We start from the raw sequence: 19,261 nt of genomic DNA, 5'->3' as shown, positions 1-19,261 counted from the left end.
AAAGATATTCCAGGCTACCGCTTCGTAGAGACTAAGAAACTTCCAAATGGCGATACAGAGCACGTATACGAAAAAGTTAAAACAAGTCACAAAGATAAAGATGGAAACGAAATTCCAAATTATCCAACAGAAGACGGAGAACAACCTAAGAAAGATATTCCAGGCTACCGCTTCGTAGAGACTAAGAAACTTCCAAACGGTGATATCGAGCACGTATATGAAAAAGTTAAAACAAGTCATAAAGATAAAGAAGGAAATGAAATTCCAAATTATCCAACGGAAGAAGGAGAACAACCTAAGAAAGATATTCCAGGATACAAATTCGTAGAAACGAAGAAATTACCAAATGGCGATATCGAGCATGTATACGAAAAAGTGAGTTTAAATTCAGAGATGCCAGCTACACCAGCACCTCAAGAAAAAGTGGTTCGTCAAGAATTACCACAAACAGGAACTGGAAATGAAGCAGCAGTATTTGGTATTGCAGCATCAGCTATTCTTGCAGGATTAGGTATGATGGCTCCAAATAAAAAGAAACAAGATGAAGAGTAAAATTACTTTATCGAATAATCGAATAGATTAGAGTTTTTAGAGACGACTTCGGTCGTCTCTTTTTTATGAAGAAAATTATTCAAAGTTTGGAAATTTATAAAATCTTAATAAAAATGCAATTGAAATTTATAGAAAATCTCCACAAATCTTCAAGAAAATAAAGTAAGATAGTAATGTCAAAGGAGGTAAATGACATGAAAAAAATAGTTCGCCCTTTAGTTATTGCTACAATGCTATTAGGACTTGCTTCTCAGCAAGTGTATGCGATTGATACAACAGCTATTAACGAGAAATGGGGAAAACCAACCGTTGTTTACGGTGGAGGTTTAAATGACCAACAAATTAAAGAAACATCTCAATTATTAGGAATTAAAGATGAAAATACTGTAACGACAACAAAAGCTACAGGGGAAGACTTAGTGAAATACTTAGGAGCTGGTGAAGCGAATACTTCTGTAATGATTTCGTCTGTGATGGTTCAAAAGAGAAATAAGGGGGAAGGGGTAAAAGTTCATATTGCTACTCCGAAAAATATTACTCTTGTTACTTCTGAACAATATGCCAATGCTGCGATTACAGCAGGGGTAGCTGATGCAGAAATTGAAGTAGCTGCCGTGTCAAAAGTAACAGGTGAATCTGCTTTAACAGGTGTATATAAAGCTTTTGAAGCAAATGGAGTGGTATTAGATGGCAAACGTACAGCAGTCGCACAACAAGAATTAGAATTAACAAATCAAATTGCTCAAGAACAGTCAAAAGAAAAAGGCTTTGATGCGGCAAAATTAGATCAAGCTATGATTGATATTAAGAAATCTTTAGCAGAAATTAAAGAAAAACAAGGTCAAGTTGCGACAAAAGAAGATGTTGAGAGAATTGTAAATGATGCATTGAAAAAATATGGGTTAGACAAAGTGATTAGTCCGACTCAAGTGAATAATATTATTCAGTTTGCCTTAAGTTATCAACAAACAAGTGCGATTGATTCCAAGCAAGTGTTAGAACAATTAAATTCATTATCTAATACTGTAAAAGGAAAGATTGGACAATTAGTGGATCAGGCAAATCGTGAAGGTTGGTTTGATAAAATCGTGGCATTCTTTAAAGAAATATTTAGTGCTATATTCAATTCTAAATAGAGAGCAACAAAAAAGTCCATAGAGCAAATCTATGGACTTTTTACTATCTAAAATAAAATAAACAATAAACTTAGAACAATAATTAATTGAATACATAAACCAATTAAAGCAATATATGGCGTATCTAAACGAGTATCATTTTGTTCTTGAGCAATGGAAATTACAAATGTTACGATAAAAGTAAATAAATGTAATGTAAAGAAGAATAAAATAACCACCAATAAGGCAATTGGAGATACAAACGTCATAAATGCTGTAATGAATAATAAAATAATCGCTAGAGCATTCATCGATTCATATTGTGTTAACCAATAATGGAATACATGTTGTCGTTTTAAGAAAATATGTTTTACTCCAAAAGCAATGACTGGAAATCCAAAATAAAATACAGCATAGAATAATAATAGTTTTAAGAAAACTAAAATATAATTCGGTGTTACTGTTAAACTTGGTAGGATAGAAATATCCGCTAGTAATTGATATTGAGATAAAACTGCTCGAATACCATGTGTAGTAATATAAGCTGATAATAATGTCGAAATGATGATCATAATGTAACCAAATAATCGACTATTTTGACGTTTTCTTGAATAATTATTTGTTGGATGGATTAGTTTTCCAAAGAAAAAGCTAAAGAAACGAGTAATTCTTCTCCAAAAGCTTGAATAAATCGCTTGGTTATTTTTAATACGGTATTCTTGATCACTTCTGTTTTCTATAGAATTTGGTTGAGTAGATTTATTTTCTTCATCAAATAAAGATGTTTGAATCGTTGTAGAATTTTCATCTAACTGTTCTTCTTGAATAGTGCCACAGAAAGGACATAAAGTTTCTTTTTCTTCAATTAATTCGTGGCAGAAAGGGCAATGTTTCACGTAAATTCTCCTTTATCAATCAAAATTGATTTTCTCTGTTGTATTGTATCATAGAATGCAAGTGGTCAAAAGAAAAAGGACTAGAAATCTCTAATCCTTTTATAGTGGCATATACTAATATATGTGTCATGGTGTTCACATCACACATGAACAAACAGCTACATCCGGTAGTGTGCAAGCACATCTGTTCCACTTGACTTAGCAGACTTCTTTGTCTGCTTGTCGCCTCATCGCATAGATAACATTATAGCAGACAAGAGAGTAGCTGTCACGTAAAAATACTAAATATCTAAAATTTTTCAATATAAAAAGCACCGTAAATGGTGCTCAGTTGATTACATTTCAGTAAATGCTAGTGGAACTAAATCACGTAAAATTGTTTCTTTTAATTCGCCTTTATTATTAGAAAGGTAAATTGGAGTATCAGCAGGGCATAGTTCAACTAATACTTGACGGCATAAGCAGCATGGAGGTAGGAAGTAGTCTGTTTTACCAGCTACTACAAGCATTTCCACATCTTCTTTTTGATAGCCTTTTGTTACTCCAGTGAATAAAGCTGTACGTTCTGCACAGTTTGTTGCTCCAAAAGAAACATTTTCCACATTAACTCCAGTAATTACTGTTCCATCTTTATATAAAATAGCGCAACCTACTGGGAAGTTAGAGTATGGACAGTAGGAATGTTCCAATGCATTTTTTGCATGTACATATAATTCTTCAGGTTTCATAAAAGGACTCCTTAAATGGGATTATTTTTGACGAATAATTTCAATTTTGTATCCATCAGGATCTTTTACAAAATAGTAGTTTGCAGGGTTTCCAGGAAGACCTTTTAATTCTGTAACATCATACCCTTTAGCTACGTGTTCTGCATGCAATCCTTCTAAATCATCGCTACTAATTGCAATATGACCGTATCCATCTCCGATTTCGTATCCTGGATGTCCGTAGTTATATGTTAATTCTAATTCGTAATCGTCTCCTTCAAAAGCTAAATAAACGATTGTAAATTTGTGTTCTGGGAAATCTTTACGACGAGTTTCTTTAAATCCAAATGCTTCTTGGTAGAAAGATAAACTCTCTTCTAAGTTTTTAACACGAATACAAGTGTGTAACATTTTTGACATAGTATTCTCTCCTTTTAGTGTTTTTGTCTTATTAGCATAACGGATTATAAGTGTCAATGCAAGAAATATACACCTTAAAAGGAGGAAGTGTGGAATATGCAGTGTAATCCAAAATGTAAACACTTGTGTATAAAATAAATACACTTTTTTGTGAAAATCGAGTAAAAATGATTGCAGTTCAAAAAAGAATTTGCTATTCTGTTACCATTATGAAAGAAAATAGAGTTAATCATCTAAATGAGGTGTCAAAGTGAAAGTAATTAAATTTGGCGGAAGTTCATTAGCCAATAGTCAACAAATAAAAAAAGTATTGCAAATTGTACAAGCAGATAGTGATAGAAGAATTGTCGTTGTATCTGCACCAGGAAAACGTCATTCAGACGATGAAAAAGTAACGGATTTATTAATTCAATTAGCAACTTCTCATATTGAAGGACAATATAATGAAGCAGTTTTAGAAGTGATTTTAGAACGTTATCAAGAAATTTATGATGAATTACAATTAAACTCAGATGTAATGGATAACATTCGTCAACATTTTGCAGTGTTAAAAGAGAGTGATTTAGAACCTGCTTATTTAATGGATGCATATAAAGCAAGTGGGGAAGATAATAATGCAAAATTAATTGCAGACTATTTTACAAGAGAAGGTTTACCAGCAAAATATATTAGCCCTAAAGAAGCAAATTTATTCGTCAGTGATACTCCAGGAAATGCTCAAGTATTAGAAGAAGCGTATAAGGAATTAGAATACTTACAATTAGAAAAAGAGATTATTGTATTCCCAGGATTCTTTGGAGTAACAAAAGATGGCAAAGTTGTGACATTCTCTCGTGGTGGATCAGATATTACAGGCTCCATTTTAGCGAATGCAGTTTCAGCTGAAGAGTATGAAAACTTTACAGATGTGGATGCAATCTTTGTAGCAAGTCCAAAACTCGTTCATAAACCTCTTGGAATTGATGTATTATCTTATACAGAAATGCGTGAGTTATCTTATGCAGGATTTTCAGTGTTCCATACTGAAGCGTTATTACCAGCCATTAAAAAAGGAATCCCAGTTCATGTATGTAATACGAACAATCCTTCTGCCAAAGGAACTTATATTATGAAAGGGAAAGTAAATTCTCCTTCGATTATTTCTGGAATTGCAAGTTCATCAGGGTTTGTAAGTATTTATATTCAAAAATATTTAATGAATCACGAAATTGGATTTTTAAGAAAAACATTACAATTATTCGAAGATGAAGGGGTAAGTGTAGAACATATTCCAACAGGGATTGATGATGCAACCATTATTATTCGTGGGGAAGATGCGGCTGATGAAGTCTTAGATCGTATTGTTTACCGTTTGAAAGCAGAATTAAATGCGGATGAAGCGTATTATGAACGTGGATTATGCTTAATCATGTTAGTAGGGGAAGGAATGGTTAGCATGGTCGGTACAACTGCTCGTGTTGCTAGTACATTGGCCCGTGAACAAATTAATATTGAATTATACAACCAAGGTGTATCTGAAGTTTCTATGATGTTTGGTATTAGAGAAGAATACGAACAACGTGCCATTCAAGCATTATATGACGAATTCTTTGGTGAAGAAGTAGAATACGAAGTTTTGGATAAATAGTAAATTAAACAATAAATAATATATAATAAACGACTTTCTAATGTAGCGAAGGACGCCAGCAGACCTGCGGTCTCATGGCTAAAATTTGAGCCTAGGTCTCAAATTTTCCTGTATAAGAAGCCAGTATGGCTTCTTATACTTACGCTACATTGGAAAGTCATTATTATTTGTATTTGAATAAATAAAATTAAACGTATAAGAACTTACTCTACAAAATTTTTTTGAAGAAATTTATCTAGTAACTTAATAACAAGAGGAGTAGTAACTAATGTAATTAGGAAAAAGATTATAAAACGGTAATCAAATGAAGTTATCACACAACCAGCAAATGTTCCAGCATTCCAAATAATAGCTAAACAGATTTTTTGTAAACGATTCATGATAGTTTCCCCCTTATATTTCCCTATCTATGTATACGCTTATTTTACTACTATGATAACTTTTCAACAAGATATTGAAGGAAAATTTTTATGTCTGTAATTTTCTTCTAAGCAGGGATATACTAATTTATAAACAAATAAAAATGACTCATAATAGTAGCAAAAGTACTAGAAGCTGCCGCTTCTAGTACAGGAAATTTCGAGACCTTAGGCTCGAAATTTAGCAATGAGACAGCTTCGCTGGCTGCTTGCGTCCTAGCTACTATTTAAAAGTCATATTTTTTTATAATTTTTTAAGTAAACGTAATCCGTTTAAGATAACTAAGATAGTGCTTCCTTCGTGTCCGATAACGCCTAAAGGTAAGTTAATGAATTGGAAGACATTTGCTAAAATTAAAATCGTAATGACTGATAATGAGAAGACAATGTTTTGTAAAATAATGCCCTTCATTTTTTTAGATAATTCGTGACCATATTTAATTAATGATAAATTATTTTTCAATAAAACAATATCACTTGCTTCAATTGCTAAAGCAGTTCCTTCACCAATGGCAATCCCAACGGTCGCATTTGCAAGAGCAGGAGCGTCATTAATTCCATCTCCAACCATCGCTACAGAAACACCTTTATCTGCTAATTTCTTAACATAAGTTGCTTTATCTTCTGGTAAACAGTTTGCTTGATAATCAGAAATTTCTAAGTGTTTTGCTACAGCTTCGGCAGTTGATTCAGCATCCCCAGTCATCATAATTGTTTGAATATTTTCTTTATTAAAATAGTGTAGTACAGATTGGCTACTTTCTTTAATTTCATCTGTAATGGCATAGAAACCAATTAATTGTCCATTTTTTTCAATTGCTAATACAATTTCACCTTGTTCTAAGTATTTTTCAATGTCAGAAGCTAAGGCTGTATGTTGTTTCCATTCTGCATCGATCCAAGCTAATTTACCAATTTTCCAAGTTGAACCTTGAGCTGTTGCAACTAATCCATTTCCAATCACTTCTTCAAAGCTGTCAAATGAAATCGAATCAGAATTTTTGTAAGCTTGTGTATATGCTGTAATAGATTTTCCTAATGGGTGAGTGGAACGAATTTCCATTTCATACATCATTGCATGAACTTCTTTTTCATTTTCATTTATAATTACTGCATGTTGAACAGTTGGTTTTCCTTTTGTTAATGTACCAGTTTTATCTAAAACAATTGATTCAATGGAAGATAATTGTTCTAAAGCTTCTCCACCTTTTAATAAGATTCCTTGTTTGGCTGCATTGGATAAACTTGCTAAAATCGCAGGACTTGCTGATGCAACTAAGGCACATGGAGACATTACTGTTAATAAAATCATTCCTCTATAGAAAGATTCTTGCCAAGTCCATTGGAATCCAAAGTAGAATAGAGCAATTGCTAATGGAACGAATACTAATACAAATTTTACATATTGGTCTTCGATTTTGTTTAAGAAACTGCTTGTTTTTGTCTCTTGTTCTTGAGCTTCTTCTACTAAACGAATGATAGAAGCCATAACCGTTTCATCTGCATTTTTGTGTACGGTTGCTGTACAAGATTGGTGTAAATTAATACTTCCTGCAAAAATTTCTTCGCCTACTTTTTTATTTGCTGGAAGTGGTTCACCATTAATCATACTTTCATCGAATAAACTTTCACCTTCTGTTAGGATGGCGTCCATTGGAACAGCTTCCCCTTTTTTAATGAAAATTACATCATTAATTGCTAAATCTTCAACGTCTACTGTTTCATAGTGACCATCACGAATACGTGTAGCTGTTTTTGGTTGTAAGTTTAATAATTCTGTCATTGATTTTTCACTTTTTGCCATTGCATATTCTTCAAGAGCTCCACTTAATGAGAAAATAAAAATTAATAAAGCTCCTTCTAGCCAGTAACCAATAATAGAAGCACCAATTGCTGCTAATACCATTAATAAGTCAACATTTAAATGTTGTTCTTGGAAAGTTTCTTGAATTCCTTCAATGGCAGAGTGGAATCCTCCTACTAAGAATGCTGTTAAGTAGCAAAGTACAGATACTACATTGTAACCGTGGAAGCTAGCAGCTAGTCCTAAGATAATCAATGTTCCGCAAGTAATTGTATATCTAATTTGTTTTTGTTCTAAAATATTCATTATTTTTTCACCTCGTAAGTTATTTGTTGAATAAATCATAACATAAATTTTTCTAGATTAGAACAATTCTAAACTAGATGAGAGTGAAATTCATTCTCAATTAGCTTATTGAGAATGAGAGAATATAAGAAAGTCTTAATTTTTAAGGATTTTCCCTTTATAAATTTAAAAATTCATAGTAGAATGGGTTCATATCTTAAAATGAAGGTGGGAGAACAAATGAGTGATAAAAAACCATTAACTCGTGAAGAAGTTCCTGTAGAATTAACATGGGACTTAACATTAATCTATCCAGATAATTCTGGTTTTGAAGCTGATTTAGCTTTTGTATCAGAAAAAATTCCAGTAATTGCTGCAAGTAAAGAAACAGCTTTACAATCTGGAGAAAATTTATATAACTACTTATTATTATCAAATCAAGTAGAAGAAAAAATTGAAACAGCTTATGTGTATTCACACTTAAAAGCAGACCAAGATACTACAAATGATGAAAATCAAGTATTAAATCAACGAGCTTTCTCAGTATATGTTGAATTATCAGGTGCTTCATCATGGTTTGAACCAGCTATCTTAGAAAAATCAGATGAAGAATTTGAAAACTTCTTTAAAGAAGAACCACGCTTAGAAGAATTCCGTGTGGCATTAGAAGCAGCTCGTATTCAAAAAGGTCACGTATTATCTGATCGTGAAGAAGCTTTATTATCAAAAGCGAATGAAGTATTCTCTGGACCAGGAAAAACATTTAACTTTTTAAATAATGCGGATATTAAATTTGGAACAGTTAAGAATGAAAAAGGGGAAGAAGTGGAATTAACTCACGGAAACTATACTACATTCTTAGAATCAACAAATGCTGAAGTTCGTAAAAATGCATTTGAAACAAAATATAAACCATATATTGATTTAAAAAATACTTTTGCTAGCACATTAGGTTCAGAAGTGAAAGCTCATAACTTTACAGCATTAGCTCGTAACTATGAATCAAGCCGTCAAGCAGCCTTATCTTCTAACCAAGTTCCTGAAGAAGTATTTGATGCTTTAGTAAAAGTAGTTAATGAAAAATTACCATTATTACATCGTTATATTGCTTTACAACAAAAAGCTCTAGGATTAGATGAATTACATATGTATGATATGTATGTTCCAATTACTGGTGAAGCTCCAATTACTTACAATTATGAAGAAGCTTCTAAAGCTACTTTTGAAGCATTAAAACCATTAGGGGAAGAATATCAAGATATTCTTAACCAAGCCTATGATCAACGTTGGATTGATGTTGCTGAAAATGTTGGTAAACGTAGTGGTGGTTATTCATCAGGTGGTTATGCAACTGCTCCTTATATTTTATTAAACTGGCATGATGATTTAAGCAACTTCTTTACATTAGTGCATGAATTAGGACATAGTGCTCATAGTTATTTCACTCGTCATAATCAACCATATCAATATGGGGATTATTCAATTTTCTTAGCGGAAATTGCTTCAACAACGAATGAAAACTTATTAACAGATTACTTATTGAAGAAACATACGGATAAAGAGAGTCAAAAATATATTTTAAATAATTATTTAAATCGTTTTAAATCTACTATTTTCCGTCAAACTCAATTTGCTGAATTTGAGCATCAAATTCACGTGGCTGATCAAAATGGTGAGCCATTAACTCAAGCAGCTATTTCTGAGATTTATGCAAATATTAATAAAAAATATTATGCAAATGTCATTCAAGATGAGCAAATAGCTTATGAATGGGCTCGTATTCCTCACTTCTATATGAATTACTATGTATATCAATATGCAACTGGTATGGCTGCTGCAACTGCTTTAGCAGATAAGATTTTACATGGTACTCCTGAAGATTTAGAGGCTTACTTAAACTACTTACGTGCTGGACGTAGTGACAAACCAATTGAGGTTATGAAAAAAGCTGGGGTAGATATGACTCAAACTCAATATCTATATGATGCAATGAATGTGTTCGAACAACGACTAGAACAATTAGAAGCGTTGATGAACGAAGAGTAAAATATTACGAATAGAGTTTTCTATATAGTGGCACTTGGACGCCAGAAGCCCTGGCGGTCTCTTGGCTAAAAATCAAGCCTAAGGTCTTGATTTTCCCTGTGATAAAAGTCAAATCTGGCTTTTATCACTTGTGCTACTATGAAAACTCTTTTGTTTTTAACGGATATTTATGAGAGTACGTTTATAATTAGACTTTCCTGATATAGTAGTATTAGGACGGCAGCAGCCTCGCAAATGTGAGTCTCATGCCTAAACTTCGAGCCTAAGGTCTCGAAGTTCCCTGCAATAGAATCTGTGTGACAGATTCTATTGTTCATACTGCTATGGAAAGTCTTTTGTATTTTTATGGATATTATGAGAGAACGTGTTCGAATAGAGTTTTCTATATAGTGGTACTTGGACGCCAGAAGCCCTGGCGGTCTCTTGGCTAAAAATCAAGCCTAAGGTCTTGATTTTCCCTGTGATAAAAGTCAAATCTGGCTTTTATCACTCGTGCTACTATGAAAACTCTTTTGTATTTAACGAATATTTATAAGAGTACGTTTATAATTGGACTTTCCTGGTATGGAAAGTCTTTTTTATTTATACAATTTGTTATTCCTCTTTATTTAAAATATAATAAATTGGTATAAAAAATATTTTAAAGGAGAAGGTTATGGCGGTAGTAAATTTTGGAAATTCTTGTTCGTGGATTAATATAAATTCTGATTTAATTAGTGAGTATTCATCTATCTATGATACGTATGAAATTGATAGTGAAATGTTGGAGTATGCGTTAGACGAATATGAAAGAGCTCATATTGAATATAATCGTAGAAAAGAAACATTAATTGTAATTTATAATGTCATTAAACAATCACAACATGAAAATCAATACGAAACGATACCGATGACATTTATTGTACGTAGAAATCAAATTATTACGATTACAAATCATCATAATGAATATATTGTTCAAGCAATGAAAGAGGAATTAGAAGAAAGACCAGATATATCTCTGTTTACATTTTTATTTTCTAGTTTATTTATGATTACAGAATATTATTTTCCTAAAATTGAGCGATTGAAAAAAGAACAAGGGTTATTAAGTCAGATGTTACGACAAAAAACAACTAAGAAAAATTTATTTGCCTTATCTGATTTGGAAATCGGTAGTGTGTATTTAGTTTCAGCTACTAAACAAAATGCGATTGTATTAGAGCAGTTGAAAACTCAATCTGTGTTTAAAGTGTTAGATGATGTAGAAAAAGAAGAACTAGAAGATAGTTTGATTGAAGCAAAGCAGTTAGTGGAAATGACTTCGATTAATCTTCAGATTTTGCAGCAATTATCGGGTACGTATAATAATGTGTTGAATAATAATTTAAATGATACAATGCGTATGTTAACTGTTATTTCGATTCTTTTAACGATTCCGGATATTGTGACGGGATTTTTTGGAATGAATGTGCAAATTCCTTTTATGGAGCATACTCATGGTTGGGGAATTGCGTTAGGAATTATTTTAGGAATTTGGATACTAGTCAGTGTGATATTGGCTCGTCTTATGAAAAAGTGAAGAGCGTGGAAAGTGAGTTTTTATATAGTAGTACTAAGACGGCAGCAGCCCTTCGGTCTCATGCCTAAAATTTGAGCCTAGGTCTCAAATTTTCTTGCAATAGAATCTGTAGTCAGATTCTATTGCTCGTACTACTATAAAAACTCATTTCCACTTGAAACAAAAATTATGGGAGTGCGTATGATAAAGTAAGTTATTTGTACAGTAGTATTAGGACGCCAGAAGCCCTTACGGTCTCATGGTTTATACTACTATAAAATATCATTTCCACTTGGAACGAAAATTATGAGAGAGCGTATAAAAACTCATTTCGACTTGTGTTGTGTTCAATTTTTCCAGTTTAGTTATTAGTATCAACCTTTTAAATTATGATACACTTACGTAGATTACTGGAGGGAGATATTTATGGTTGAAAAGAATTTTGGACACTCATGTGCATGGATTAATATTAACTCAGAGGAGATTACGGATTATTCTTCAATTTATCAAACGTATCAAATTGATAAAGAAATGGTGGAGTATGCTCTTGATGAAAATGAAAGAGCGCATATTGAATATTGTCGTCCAAAAGAAACATTAGTAGTGATTTATAATGTCATTAAACAAACTAAGAGAGAGAATCGATATGAGACCGTTCCGATGACTTTTATTGTTCGAAAAGATCAAATTATTACGATTTCGAATCAACATAATGAATACATTGTAGAGGCAATGAGAAAAGAATTGGAAGATAGACCGAATGTGTCTCTGTTTACTTTTTTATTTTCAAGTTTAATGATGATTACTGAAAATTACTTTCCAAAGATTGAAAGTTTAAAGAAAGAGCAAGAGTTAGTGAGTCTAAAATTACGACATAAGACTACTAAGAAAAATTTATTTACTTTGTCTGACTTAGAAATTGGGAGTGTGTATTTAGTTTCTGCAACGAAGCAAAATGCGATTGTATTAGAACAATTGAAAACTCAAGCATTGTTTAAGGAATTAGAGTTTGCTGAGGAAGAAAAATTAGAGAATAGTTTAATTGAAGCAAAGCAGTTAGTAGAGATGACTTCCATTAATCTTCAGATTTTGCAACAATTATCAGGTACATATAATAATGTGTTGAATAATAATTTGAACGATACAATGAAATTATTAACGATTATTTCAATTTTATTAACGATTCCGAATATTGTAACGGGATTTTTTGGTATGAATATTACGGTTCCTTTAACGGGGCTTGCGCATGGTTGGGGAATTGTGTTAGGAATTATTGTAACAGTTATTGTCATTGCAAGTGTCGTCTTGTCACGTTTTATTAAGAAGTAATGATTGTACAAAAGGAGTTTTTTGATATAGTAGTACTAAGACGCCAGTAGCCCCTATCGGGTCTCTTGGCTAAAATTTGAGACTGAGGTCTCAAATTTCCTTGTGATAGAATCTGGTGTGACAGATTCTATCACTCGTACTACTATAAAAACTCATTCCCACTTGGAACGATAATTATGAGAAATCGTATAAAAACTCCGTTTTTACGTTGTATCGAAAAATATTAGAGAACATAAAATCAGGCGTGCAATCAGGTGTTAAAACTTGATTGTACGCCTTTGTTTATAAGATTATTTTGTTAAATCAATGGCTTTTTGTGTGTTGGCAAAGTGTAATTTAGCAACTTTTCTTAAACCATCCATGCCTTCTTGTTTTAAAATTTTACTAGCTAATTCATCTACTGATGAGTTAGCCCCAGATAGTAGAGGATATCCATATTCTTTCGATAAAGTTTTTAAGCCTTCTAAAAATGCATCTCTAGCAATCATCGATGCTGCAGCTACTGCAATATGGTGACTTTCACCTTTTGTTTTAAAATATGTAATTGATTTAAGAGGAGCAGATTGATCTCCCAAATAACGATAATAGTTCGATGGAGAACAAAATTCATCAATTAATACAGCTTGAAGCAAATTAGTATTGATTTGTTGGTATAATCTTTTAATGGCTTGATTATGAAGTAATGCTTTCATTTCGTTTAGATTTTTTGTTTGTTGAACTTCATTGTATTTTTCAGGCCAAAGGGTAAGAAGTTTATAAGGTATTAATTCTTTAATTTTTGGAACGATTTCTTGAATTTGAGCATCTGTTAAATTTTTAGAATCTTTTACACCAAGATGTTGTAATGTTTGAATGTGATCTTCAGGAACAAAAGCACAGGCAACAGTTAATGGGCCAAAATAACTTCCGGTTCCAACTTCGTCACTACCAATAACACTCCAGTTTGAAAATCCTTCTGGAAGTCCATTTGTTTCAACTTTTGGTTTCTTTGTACTTGTTGAAGCTGTTAAATCATGTTTTTGAACAAATGCATCCACATTAGTTCCTTGTAAAACAACTTTTCCAGAGTGATAAGCTGTCACACTAAGAGAAGGAAGTTTTAACTGATAATGTGCATGAGGTGGAATTTGGTGGATGGAATTTTTATAAATTTCTCCTAATTGTTGGATTGTTTGTTCATCTAATAATAAAACGGTTGTTGCCATAAATAACCTCCAATGAATAAAAAGAGACTGAAATTCAGTCTCTTATAGTTTAATGTACCATTTTAACCACGCAGCAAGGTTGATGCGTTTGTGTTTTTTTAGGGCATTTATCTATTGCATGGTGTAGATTTTCACAGACATGTTCAATCGTATCTGCTGAAATATTTTCATGCAAGATAACTCCAAATTGTTGATTTAAATTATCAAAGATAACAAGAGAAGGGTTTGATTCGACCATCATTTCTTGTGCAATTTGTTGATCTCTTTCATATTCTTGATGAACGAGTTTACTAGCTTTATCTTCGTAGAACATTTTTTCATCAAGTCCAATCGTTTGAATAATTTCCTGTAATAATTCAGGAGTGTATTCTTTATGAAGAAGATGTAGTTGTGTTTGCAATTCCATTAAAAAGGCTCTGCCTAATTTTTTCCCTTGTAATAGGGCAGCCTTATAAGATAAGGAAGCATCATAGATTTTTGTATAGATTTCGTTTCGTAAGTCAATATTCTTATCATTTAAATGATTATTTTTCATATATTGCGTTACTGATTTAAAATTATGAAATGGTAGGAAATGAACGTGTACTTTATATGGAGTTCGTTCAATAAATTTCATCACTTCTTGTTCACAATGATAACATTGTTTTCCAATAGGATTAATAAATAAGTAACAGTCAAAAATTCTCTCATTAGGTAATGGATTAATGTGAATATGACTCAGTTCACTATTCTTCACCTCTAACTAAATCTCCTTTCTTTAATTTGTATCTTTATTGTATCAGAAAACTGAAAAAATTCTGAATAAAAAGCCTTGAATTAGCTAAGATTGTTAGTAGCAAGCAATGCACGTCTGATTTTACTAATTGGTTTTTGTGGAGTAATACCATGACGATTTAAAATTTCTAAGAAGACTTCCTTTCCTGCTTCTAAATCTTCAACTTCCATTTCGATTTCATAATCTGTTTGACCTGCATAGTGACTTTCATCTAATACAAGTAAACAACCAGGGCTTAACATTCCTTCTAATCGATGAGTTGTTAAAGTAGCAGTTGGAGCGATATTGGATAATTCAATCCCTTGTTCCTCAAGTGCTAATTTAATACTTGTAGGGAGTAAAAAAATATCTTCTTCAACCCACCATTGCAATTGTTCTGTTGGTAATTCTTCTGTAATTTCAATGACTTCACAGTCCGATTGAGGAAGTTTTAATGTGATTTCTCCCGTTTTTTGTCCTTCAATAAGACGAATTCGTAAAGCAGAACGATTATTTTCTAATTGTTGGTGACAATCATAATATTGATTCGTTTGCGTAATATCTTTCGTGAAAATAGATTGGAATTCTTCTTTTAAAGATTCATATTGTTCTTTTGTTAGAAGATTTTTATATTCTTTTTCTAAATGGGCCATGTTTCTACCTCTTTCTATCACAAAGCTTTTTCTACTTTAGCTTAAATTAATGTGAATTACAAATAATAACTATTGAAGAGTTTAAGATTATTAAAATTCTTTTAGACTTAGTAAAAAATATGCTATGATAGGAGGGATGAGATTAAAGTAGGTGAGTAGATGGAAGAAAAATATTTACCAAATGTTGAAGATTGGGATGCTTTTTTAGCACCTTATAATCAAGCAATTGAAGAATTAAAAATTAAATTAAAAGGCATTCGCCTTCAGTATCGTCAAAAAGGAAAACATGCGCCAATTGAATTTATAACGGGGCGTGTGAAAACTCCTGAAAGTATTCGTGAGAAAATGCAAGTAAGAAAAATTTTGACAGAAGACTTTTTAGAAGGAGTACAAGATATTGCTGGATTAAGAATTATGTGTCAATTCGTAGAAGATATTTTTGAAGTCGTACGATTACTTCGCCAACGAAATGACTTTACGATTATTATTGAACGTGATTATATTCATCAAAAGAAAGCAAGTGGTTATCGTTCGTACCATGTTGTATTAGAATATCCTGTTCAAAGAATTGAAGGGGAAGAGAAAATTTTAGTTGAAATTCAAATTCGTACATTAGCGATGAACTTCTGGGCAACCATTGAACATTCTTTAAATTATAAGTATAAAGGAGAATTTCCAGAAATTATTCATGAACGATTAGAAAGAGCCGCAGAAGCAGCCTTCTTATTAGATGAAGAGATGTCGCAAATTCGAGAAGAAATTCAAGAAGCTCAATATATTTTCTCTACAAATAAAGAAAATCAACGAAAAAGAAAATCATAAGGTAATCTATTAGGCAATAAAGAGAGGGTGAGGTGAATGGATGAAAGTAGGGTTATATTATAATCAATCAGAAAAAAGTCAAAAGGTAGCAGAAGAATTTTTGAACTTATGCTGCCAAAGGGAATTTGAACGAGATGATGAAAATCCAGATGTTGTTATTACAATTGGAGGAGATGGGACTTTACTAGGTGCTGTCCACCACTACAAATCACAACTAGATCATATTCGATTCGCAGCTATTCATACAGGCCATTTAGGCTTTTATACAGACTGGCGTGATTTTCAAGCAGGTGAATTAATTGAAAGCTTGAAGCATGATCAAGGAGAAAGTGTGAGTTATCCTCTATTAGATGTGACTTTAGAAAAAGCAGATGGAACAATCGAAAATCATATTGCATTAAATGAAGCAACATTGAGGAAAGTAAACGGAACTCTTGTATGTGAAGTATTAATTAATGGTGAATTATTTGAGAATTTTAGAGGAGATGGCGTTTGTGTCGCAACTCCAACGGGCTCAACAGGAGTGAATAAGTCATTAGGAGGAGCCATCGTTCATCCAAGAGCAGAAGTGATGCAAATGACAGAAATGGCTTCGATTAATAATCGTGTGTATCGTACATTAAGTTCGCCAATGATTTTTTCACCAGAAGAAGTGTTAACGTTATTACCCCATAGTGAAAATGGAATGGTTCTATCAATGGATCATTTAACATATGATGCCAATGATATTGTCAAAGTACACTTACATATTAGTACACAACGTGTTTCCTTTGTTCGATATCGTCATACTCATTTTTGGGATAGAGTGGAAAATTCCTTTATTGGAGCAAGAGAAATAGATTTAGAAGAAAGGTAATGAGGGAAATCATTGAATTTAACATGGACTTATCCGTATTCATCACCGATGATGATGCGTAGTTTTTTACAAGAAAAGGGCATTACAAAAACATTTTTAGCCCATGTCAAACGAAATGGGAAATTACTCGTCAATGGTCGAGAAGAAATTGTTTTAAAGCCACTAGTGTCTGGTGATGTACTCACAATGGTGATTCCACCAGAAGGAGAACATGAAACAGTTGTTCCAAGTCAAATTCCTTTGGATATTTTATTTGAAGATGATTACTTACTAATTGTGAATAAGCCGCAAGGAACTGCTTCCATACCGTCACAATTACATCCAGACCAATCAATGGCGAATCGTGTAAAAGGTTATTTACAAACTACGAGAACCCAAGATTGTGTCACTCATGTTGTAACTAGATTAGATCGTGATACAACGGGAGTGATGATGTTTGCGAAGCATCGTGTAGTTCATGCTTGGATGGATCAAGCACTTCGAAATAAAACGATTCAGAAGACGTACCATGCGATTGTGACAAAACAGGAAGTTTTAAAAGAGCATGATATCATTGATGCTCCGATTGGTCGAACGGATGATTCGATTATTAATCGTTGTGTGAGGCCGGATGGTAAGCCGTCTTTAACGGAGTATTGGTTAGAAGAGACGTATCAGCATAGTCAATTGGTGAAGATTCGTTTGCATACGGGGCGTACACATCAGATTCGTGTGCATTTTAGTTGGTTAGGTTGTCCGTTATTAGGGGACGATTTATATGGTGGCAAGAAGATTGAGCCACTTGTGAGGCAGGCTCTTCATTGTAGTCAGTTGGATTTTATACATCCGATGACGGGAGAGAAGATGTGTGTTAAGTCTCCGTTACCAAAGGATATGGCGGAGTGGATTGACAGCGATAGATACAAATAGATAGATACAAATAGACTGTTCCTGTTGTACTAGGACGCCAGTAGCCAGCTGTGCGCTGTCTCTTGTCTAAAATTTGAGCCTAAGGTCTCAAATTTCCCTGCAATAAAAGCTAGGGCTTTTATTGCTCGTACAACGGGAACAGTCTATTTGTATCATCGTGGGGATGGGACGAATAGTACGTATAAGAATGTGTACTGACAGTAGCTCTTTTCGGGATTTCGTCGTACTATGGGGAAGTTTTCCGTATATTAATAAAACCCGAGAAAGCTAGATTGCTGTCTCGGGTTTTATTTTAATTATTATAATATTTTTGGATTCCTTGAGTGATACCATCTACTAATTTTTGTTGATATTCTTTTGTGCGAACTTTTTGTGATTCTTCTAAATTATCAATATATCCTAATTCTAATAAGACAGCAGGTTTATTCGTTTCACGTAAAACTGCAAAACTCATTGCTAATAAACCATCATCTTTTGCATGAGTAGTTGCTAAGACAGATTGATGGATATAAGAACCTAGTTTTTTACTACGTTCTAATCGAACAGGATTATCATGCCATTTTTTGTTAATAACAGAAGCAATATTCCCTGTTGGTAAGTACGTATATGTTTGAATACCACTTCTACTACTATTTTCACCAAGACCTGTTGCGTTAAAGTGAATGCTAATAAACATATCTGCATTGGTTTCATTGGCCATTTCTGAACGTTTTGTAACAAAATCTACATAAACATCTGTTGAACGACTCATGATAACTTTGTAGCCTAAATTTTCTAATCTTTCTTTTAACTGTTGAGAAACTTGAAGAGTCAAGTCTTTTTCTTTTACCCCTAAATAGTTTGCTCCTGGATCTTTACCACCATGACCTGGATCAAGGAAAATAACTTTATTATAGTTTCTTGTTGCAAAAGGTAAATCATTAGAAGGTTTTTCTTTACCATTTTCTTTAATCCACTCACCATTATCTTTGAAGCTATGATAAGTTTCATTAATTAAATGAATACCAGTTACGTAAGAGCCATCTTTTTCAAGGTAGAACCATGATTGATAAGTAGGATCAAAAATCCATTCACTTTTTGCCATGTATCCACCAGTTTTTAGATAATAATTACCTTGCCAAGTATTGTGAGCATAGCTTCCATTTGAAGTAAGGTAGAACCATGATTGATAAGTAGGATCAAAAATCCATTCACTTTTTGCCATGTATCCACCAGTTTTTAGATAATAATTACCTTGCCAAGTATTGTGAGCATAGCTTCCATTTGAAGTAAGGTAGAACCATGATTGATAAGTAGGATCAAAAATCCATTCACTTTTTGCCATG

Annotated in this window: 18 protein-coding genes; 9 read left to right on the top strand and 9 right to left on the bottom strand. The window is 32.8% G+C overall.

Annotation, left to right across the window (positions count from 1 at the left end; translation table 11 throughout):
- The coding region (locus RWO76_RS08220) for a MucBP domain-containing protein (protein ID WP_314355163.1) at positions 1 to 552 on the top strand (552 nt) is incomplete at its 5' end.
- 194 nt (positions 553 to 746) lie between these two features.
- Positions 747 to 1,688 (top strand): DUF1002 domain-containing protein, encoded by a 942-nt coding sequence (locus RWO76_RS08215; RefSeq protein WP_314355162.1) that lies wholly within the window; start codon positions 747 to 749, stop codon positions 1,686 to 1,688.
- Between the two features lie 47 nt (positions 1,689 to 1,735).
- Here the strand turns inward: RWO76_RS08215 and RWO76_RS08210 are convergent, their stop codons facing one another.
- From RWO76_RS08210 to RWO76_RS08200, 3 genes are all read right to left on the bottom strand, one after another.
- Positions 1,736 to 2,563 (bottom strand): zinc ribbon domain-containing protein, encoded by an 828-nt coding sequence (locus RWO76_RS08210; protein WP_314355161.1) that lies wholly within the window; start codon positions 2,561 to 2,563, stop codon positions 1,736 to 1,738.
- Positions 2,564 to 2,898: 335 nt separating this feature from the next.
- Entirely contained in the window at positions 2,899 to 3,291 is a 393-nt protein-coding gene (cdd, locus tag RWO76_RS08205; RefSeq protein ID WP_006702972.1) for a cytidine deaminase, read from the bottom strand.
- Positions 3,292 to 3,312: 21 nt separating this feature from the next.
- A complete protein-coding gene (locus RWO76_RS08200) occupies positions 3,313 to 3,690 on the bottom strand; it encodes a VOC family protein (RefSeq protein ID WP_314355160.1) in 378 nt (125 codons plus the stop codon).
- Between the two features lie 250 nt (positions 3,691 to 3,940).
- Between RWO76_RS08200 and RWO76_RS08195 the strand changes: the two genes are divergently transcribed.
- Positions 3,941 to 5,317: an aspartate kinase gene (locus RWO76_RS08195; RefSeq protein ID WP_314355159.1), complete on the top strand. Its 1,377-nt coding sequence runs from the start codon at positions 3,941 to 3,943 to the stop codon at positions 5,315 to 5,317.
- 203 nt (positions 5,318 to 5,520) lie between these two features.
- Here RWO76_RS08195 and RWO76_RS08190 read toward each other — a convergent pair whose 3' ends face one another.
- Both RWO76_RS08190 and RWO76_RS08185 read right to left on the bottom strand, forming a co-directional pair.
- Positions 5,521 to 5,697, bottom strand: a complete 177-nt coding sequence (locus RWO76_RS08190) for a hypothetical protein (protein WP_314355158.1) — start codon at positions 5,695 to 5,697, stop codon at positions 5,521 to 5,523.
- Positions 5,698 to 5,980: 283 nt separating this feature from the next.
- Entirely contained in the window at positions 5,981 to 7,846 is a 1,866-nt protein-coding gene (locus tag RWO76_RS08185; protein ID WP_314355157.1) for a heavy metal translocating P-type ATPase, read from the bottom strand.
- A gap of 219 nt (positions 7,847 to 8,065) precedes the next feature.
- Here RWO76_RS08185 and pepF point away from each other — a divergent pair, with 219 nt between their 5' ends.
- From pepF to RWO76_RS08170, 3 genes are all read left to right on the top strand, one after another.
- Positions 8,066 to 9,871 (top strand): oligoendopeptidase F, encoded by a 1,806-nt coding sequence (gene pepF / locus RWO76_RS08180; RefSeq protein ID WP_314355156.1) that lies wholly within the window; start codon positions 8,066 to 8,068, stop codon positions 9,869 to 9,871.
- Between the two features lie 655 nt (positions 9,872 to 10,526).
- Entirely contained in the window at positions 10,527 to 11,429 is a 903-nt protein-coding gene (locus RWO76_RS08175; protein WP_314355155.1) for a magnesium transporter CorA family protein, read from the top strand.
- 405 nt (positions 11,430 to 11,834) lie between these two features.
- Positions 11,835 to 12,737, top strand: a complete 903-nt coding sequence (locus tag RWO76_RS08170) for a magnesium transporter CorA family protein (protein ID WP_314355154.1) — start codon at positions 11,835 to 11,837, stop codon at positions 12,735 to 12,737.
- Positions 12,738 to 13,027: 290 nt separating this feature from the next.
- Here the strand turns inward: RWO76_RS08170 and rnhC are convergent, their stop codons facing one another.
- From rnhC to RWO76_RS08155, 3 genes are all read right to left on the bottom strand, one after another.
- On the bottom strand, positions 13,028 to 13,942 hold the full coding sequence (gene rnhC / locus RWO76_RS08165) for a ribonuclease HIII (RefSeq protein WP_314355153.1): 915 nt from the start codon (positions 13,940 to 13,942) through the stop codon (positions 13,028 to 13,030).
- Positions 13,943 to 13,991: 49 nt separating this feature from the next.
- Positions 13,992 to 14,678, bottom strand: coding sequence for a DsbA family protein (locus RWO76_RS08160; protein ID WP_314355152.1), 687 nt, complete (start codon positions 14,676 to 14,678; stop codon positions 13,992 to 13,994).
- An 80-nt stretch (positions 14,679 to 14,758) separates the two neighbouring features.
- Entirely contained in the window at positions 14,759 to 15,349 is a 591-nt protein-coding gene (locus RWO76_RS08155) for a CYTH domain-containing protein (RefSeq protein ID WP_314355151.1), read from the bottom strand.
- Positions 15,350 to 15,508: 159 nt separating this feature from the next.
- On the opposite strand from RWO76_RS08155, the gene RWO76_RS08150 reads away from it, so the two are divergent.
- From RWO76_RS08150 to RWO76_RS08140, 3 genes are read left to right on the top strand one after another with little or no spacing between them, the layout of a single operon-like run.
- Positions 15,509 to 16,171, top strand: coding sequence for a GTP pyrophosphokinase family protein (locus RWO76_RS08150; RefSeq protein ID WP_314112395.1), 663 nt, complete (start codon positions 15,509 to 15,511; stop codon positions 16,169 to 16,171).
- Between the two features lie 40 nt (positions 16,172 to 16,211).
- Positions 16,212 to 17,027, top strand: coding sequence for an NAD kinase (locus RWO76_RS08145; protein ID WP_314355150.1), 816 nt, complete (start codon positions 16,212 to 16,214; stop codon positions 17,025 to 17,027).
- Between the two features lie 12 nt (positions 17,028 to 17,039).
- Positions 17,040 to 17,936, top strand: a complete 897-nt coding sequence (locus RWO76_RS08140; RefSeq protein WP_314355149.1) for an RluA family pseudouridine synthase — start codon at positions 17,040 to 17,042, stop codon at positions 17,934 to 17,936.
- A gap of 292 nt (positions 17,937 to 18,228) precedes the next feature.
- On the opposite strand, the gene RWO76_RS08135 is transcribed toward RWO76_RS08140, so the two are convergent.
- Positions 18,229 to 19,261, bottom strand: a 1,033-nt coding sequence (locus RWO76_RS08135) for an N-acetylmuramoyl-L-alanine amidase (RefSeq protein ID WP_314355148.1), incomplete at its 5' end; no start/stop codon positions are given.

Origin of the sequence: uncultured Granulicatella sp., from assembly GCF_963521425.1 — a bacterium.
GTDB lineage: Bacteria > Bacillota > Bacilli > Lactobacillales > Aerococcaceae > Granulicatella.
Note: the sequence above shows the minus strand (reverse complement) of the source record. Positions and strands in the feature narration are given on the sequence as shown.

Excerpts from the sequence above, each read along its gene's own strand:
- RWO76_RS08215 (WP_314355162.1), top strand. The coding sequence starts at position 747 with ATGAAAAAAATAGTTCGCCCTTTAGTTATTGCTACAATGCTATTAGGA.
- cdd (WP_006702972.1), bottom strand. The coding sequence starts at position 3,291 with ATGAAACCTGAAGAATTATATGTACATGCAAAAAATGCATTGGAACAT.
- RWO76_RS08200 (WP_314355160.1), bottom strand. The coding sequence starts at position 3,690 with ATGTCAAAAATGTTACACACTTGTATTCGTGTTAAAAACTTAGAAGAG.
- RWO76_RS08190 (WP_314355158.1), bottom strand. The coding sequence starts at position 5,697 with ATGAATCGTTTACAAAAAATCTGTTTAGCTATTATTTGGAATGCTGGA.
- RWO76_RS08185 (WP_314355157.1), bottom strand. The coding sequence starts at position 7,846 with ATGAATATTTTAGAACAAAAACAAATTAGATATACAATTACTTGCGGA.
- pepF (WP_314355156.1), top strand. The coding sequence starts at position 8,066 with ATGAGTGATAAAAAACCATTAACTCGTGAAGAAGTTCCTGTAGAATTA.
- RWO76_RS08175 (WP_314355155.1), top strand. The coding sequence starts at position 10,527 with ATGGCGGTAGTAAATTTTGGAAATTCTTGTTCGTGGATTAATATAAAT.
- RWO76_RS08170 (WP_314355154.1), top strand. The coding sequence starts at position 11,835 with ATGGTTGAAAAGAATTTTGGACACTCATGTGCATGGATTAATATTAAC.
- rnhC (WP_314355153.1), bottom strand. The coding sequence starts at position 13,942 with ATGGCAACAACCGTTTTATTATTAGATGAACAAACAATCCAACAATTA.
- RWO76_RS08155 (WP_314355151.1), bottom strand. The coding sequence starts at position 15,349 with ATGGCCCATTTAGAAAAAGAATATAAAAATCTTCTAACAAAAGAACAA.
- RWO76_RS08150 (WP_314112395.1), top strand. The coding sequence starts at position 15,509 with ATGGAAGAAAAATATTTACCAAATGTTGAAGATTGGGATGCTTTTTTA.
- RWO76_RS08145 (WP_314355150.1), top strand. The coding sequence starts at position 16,212 with ATGAAAGTAGGGTTATATTATAATCAATCAGAAAAAAGTCAAAAGGTA.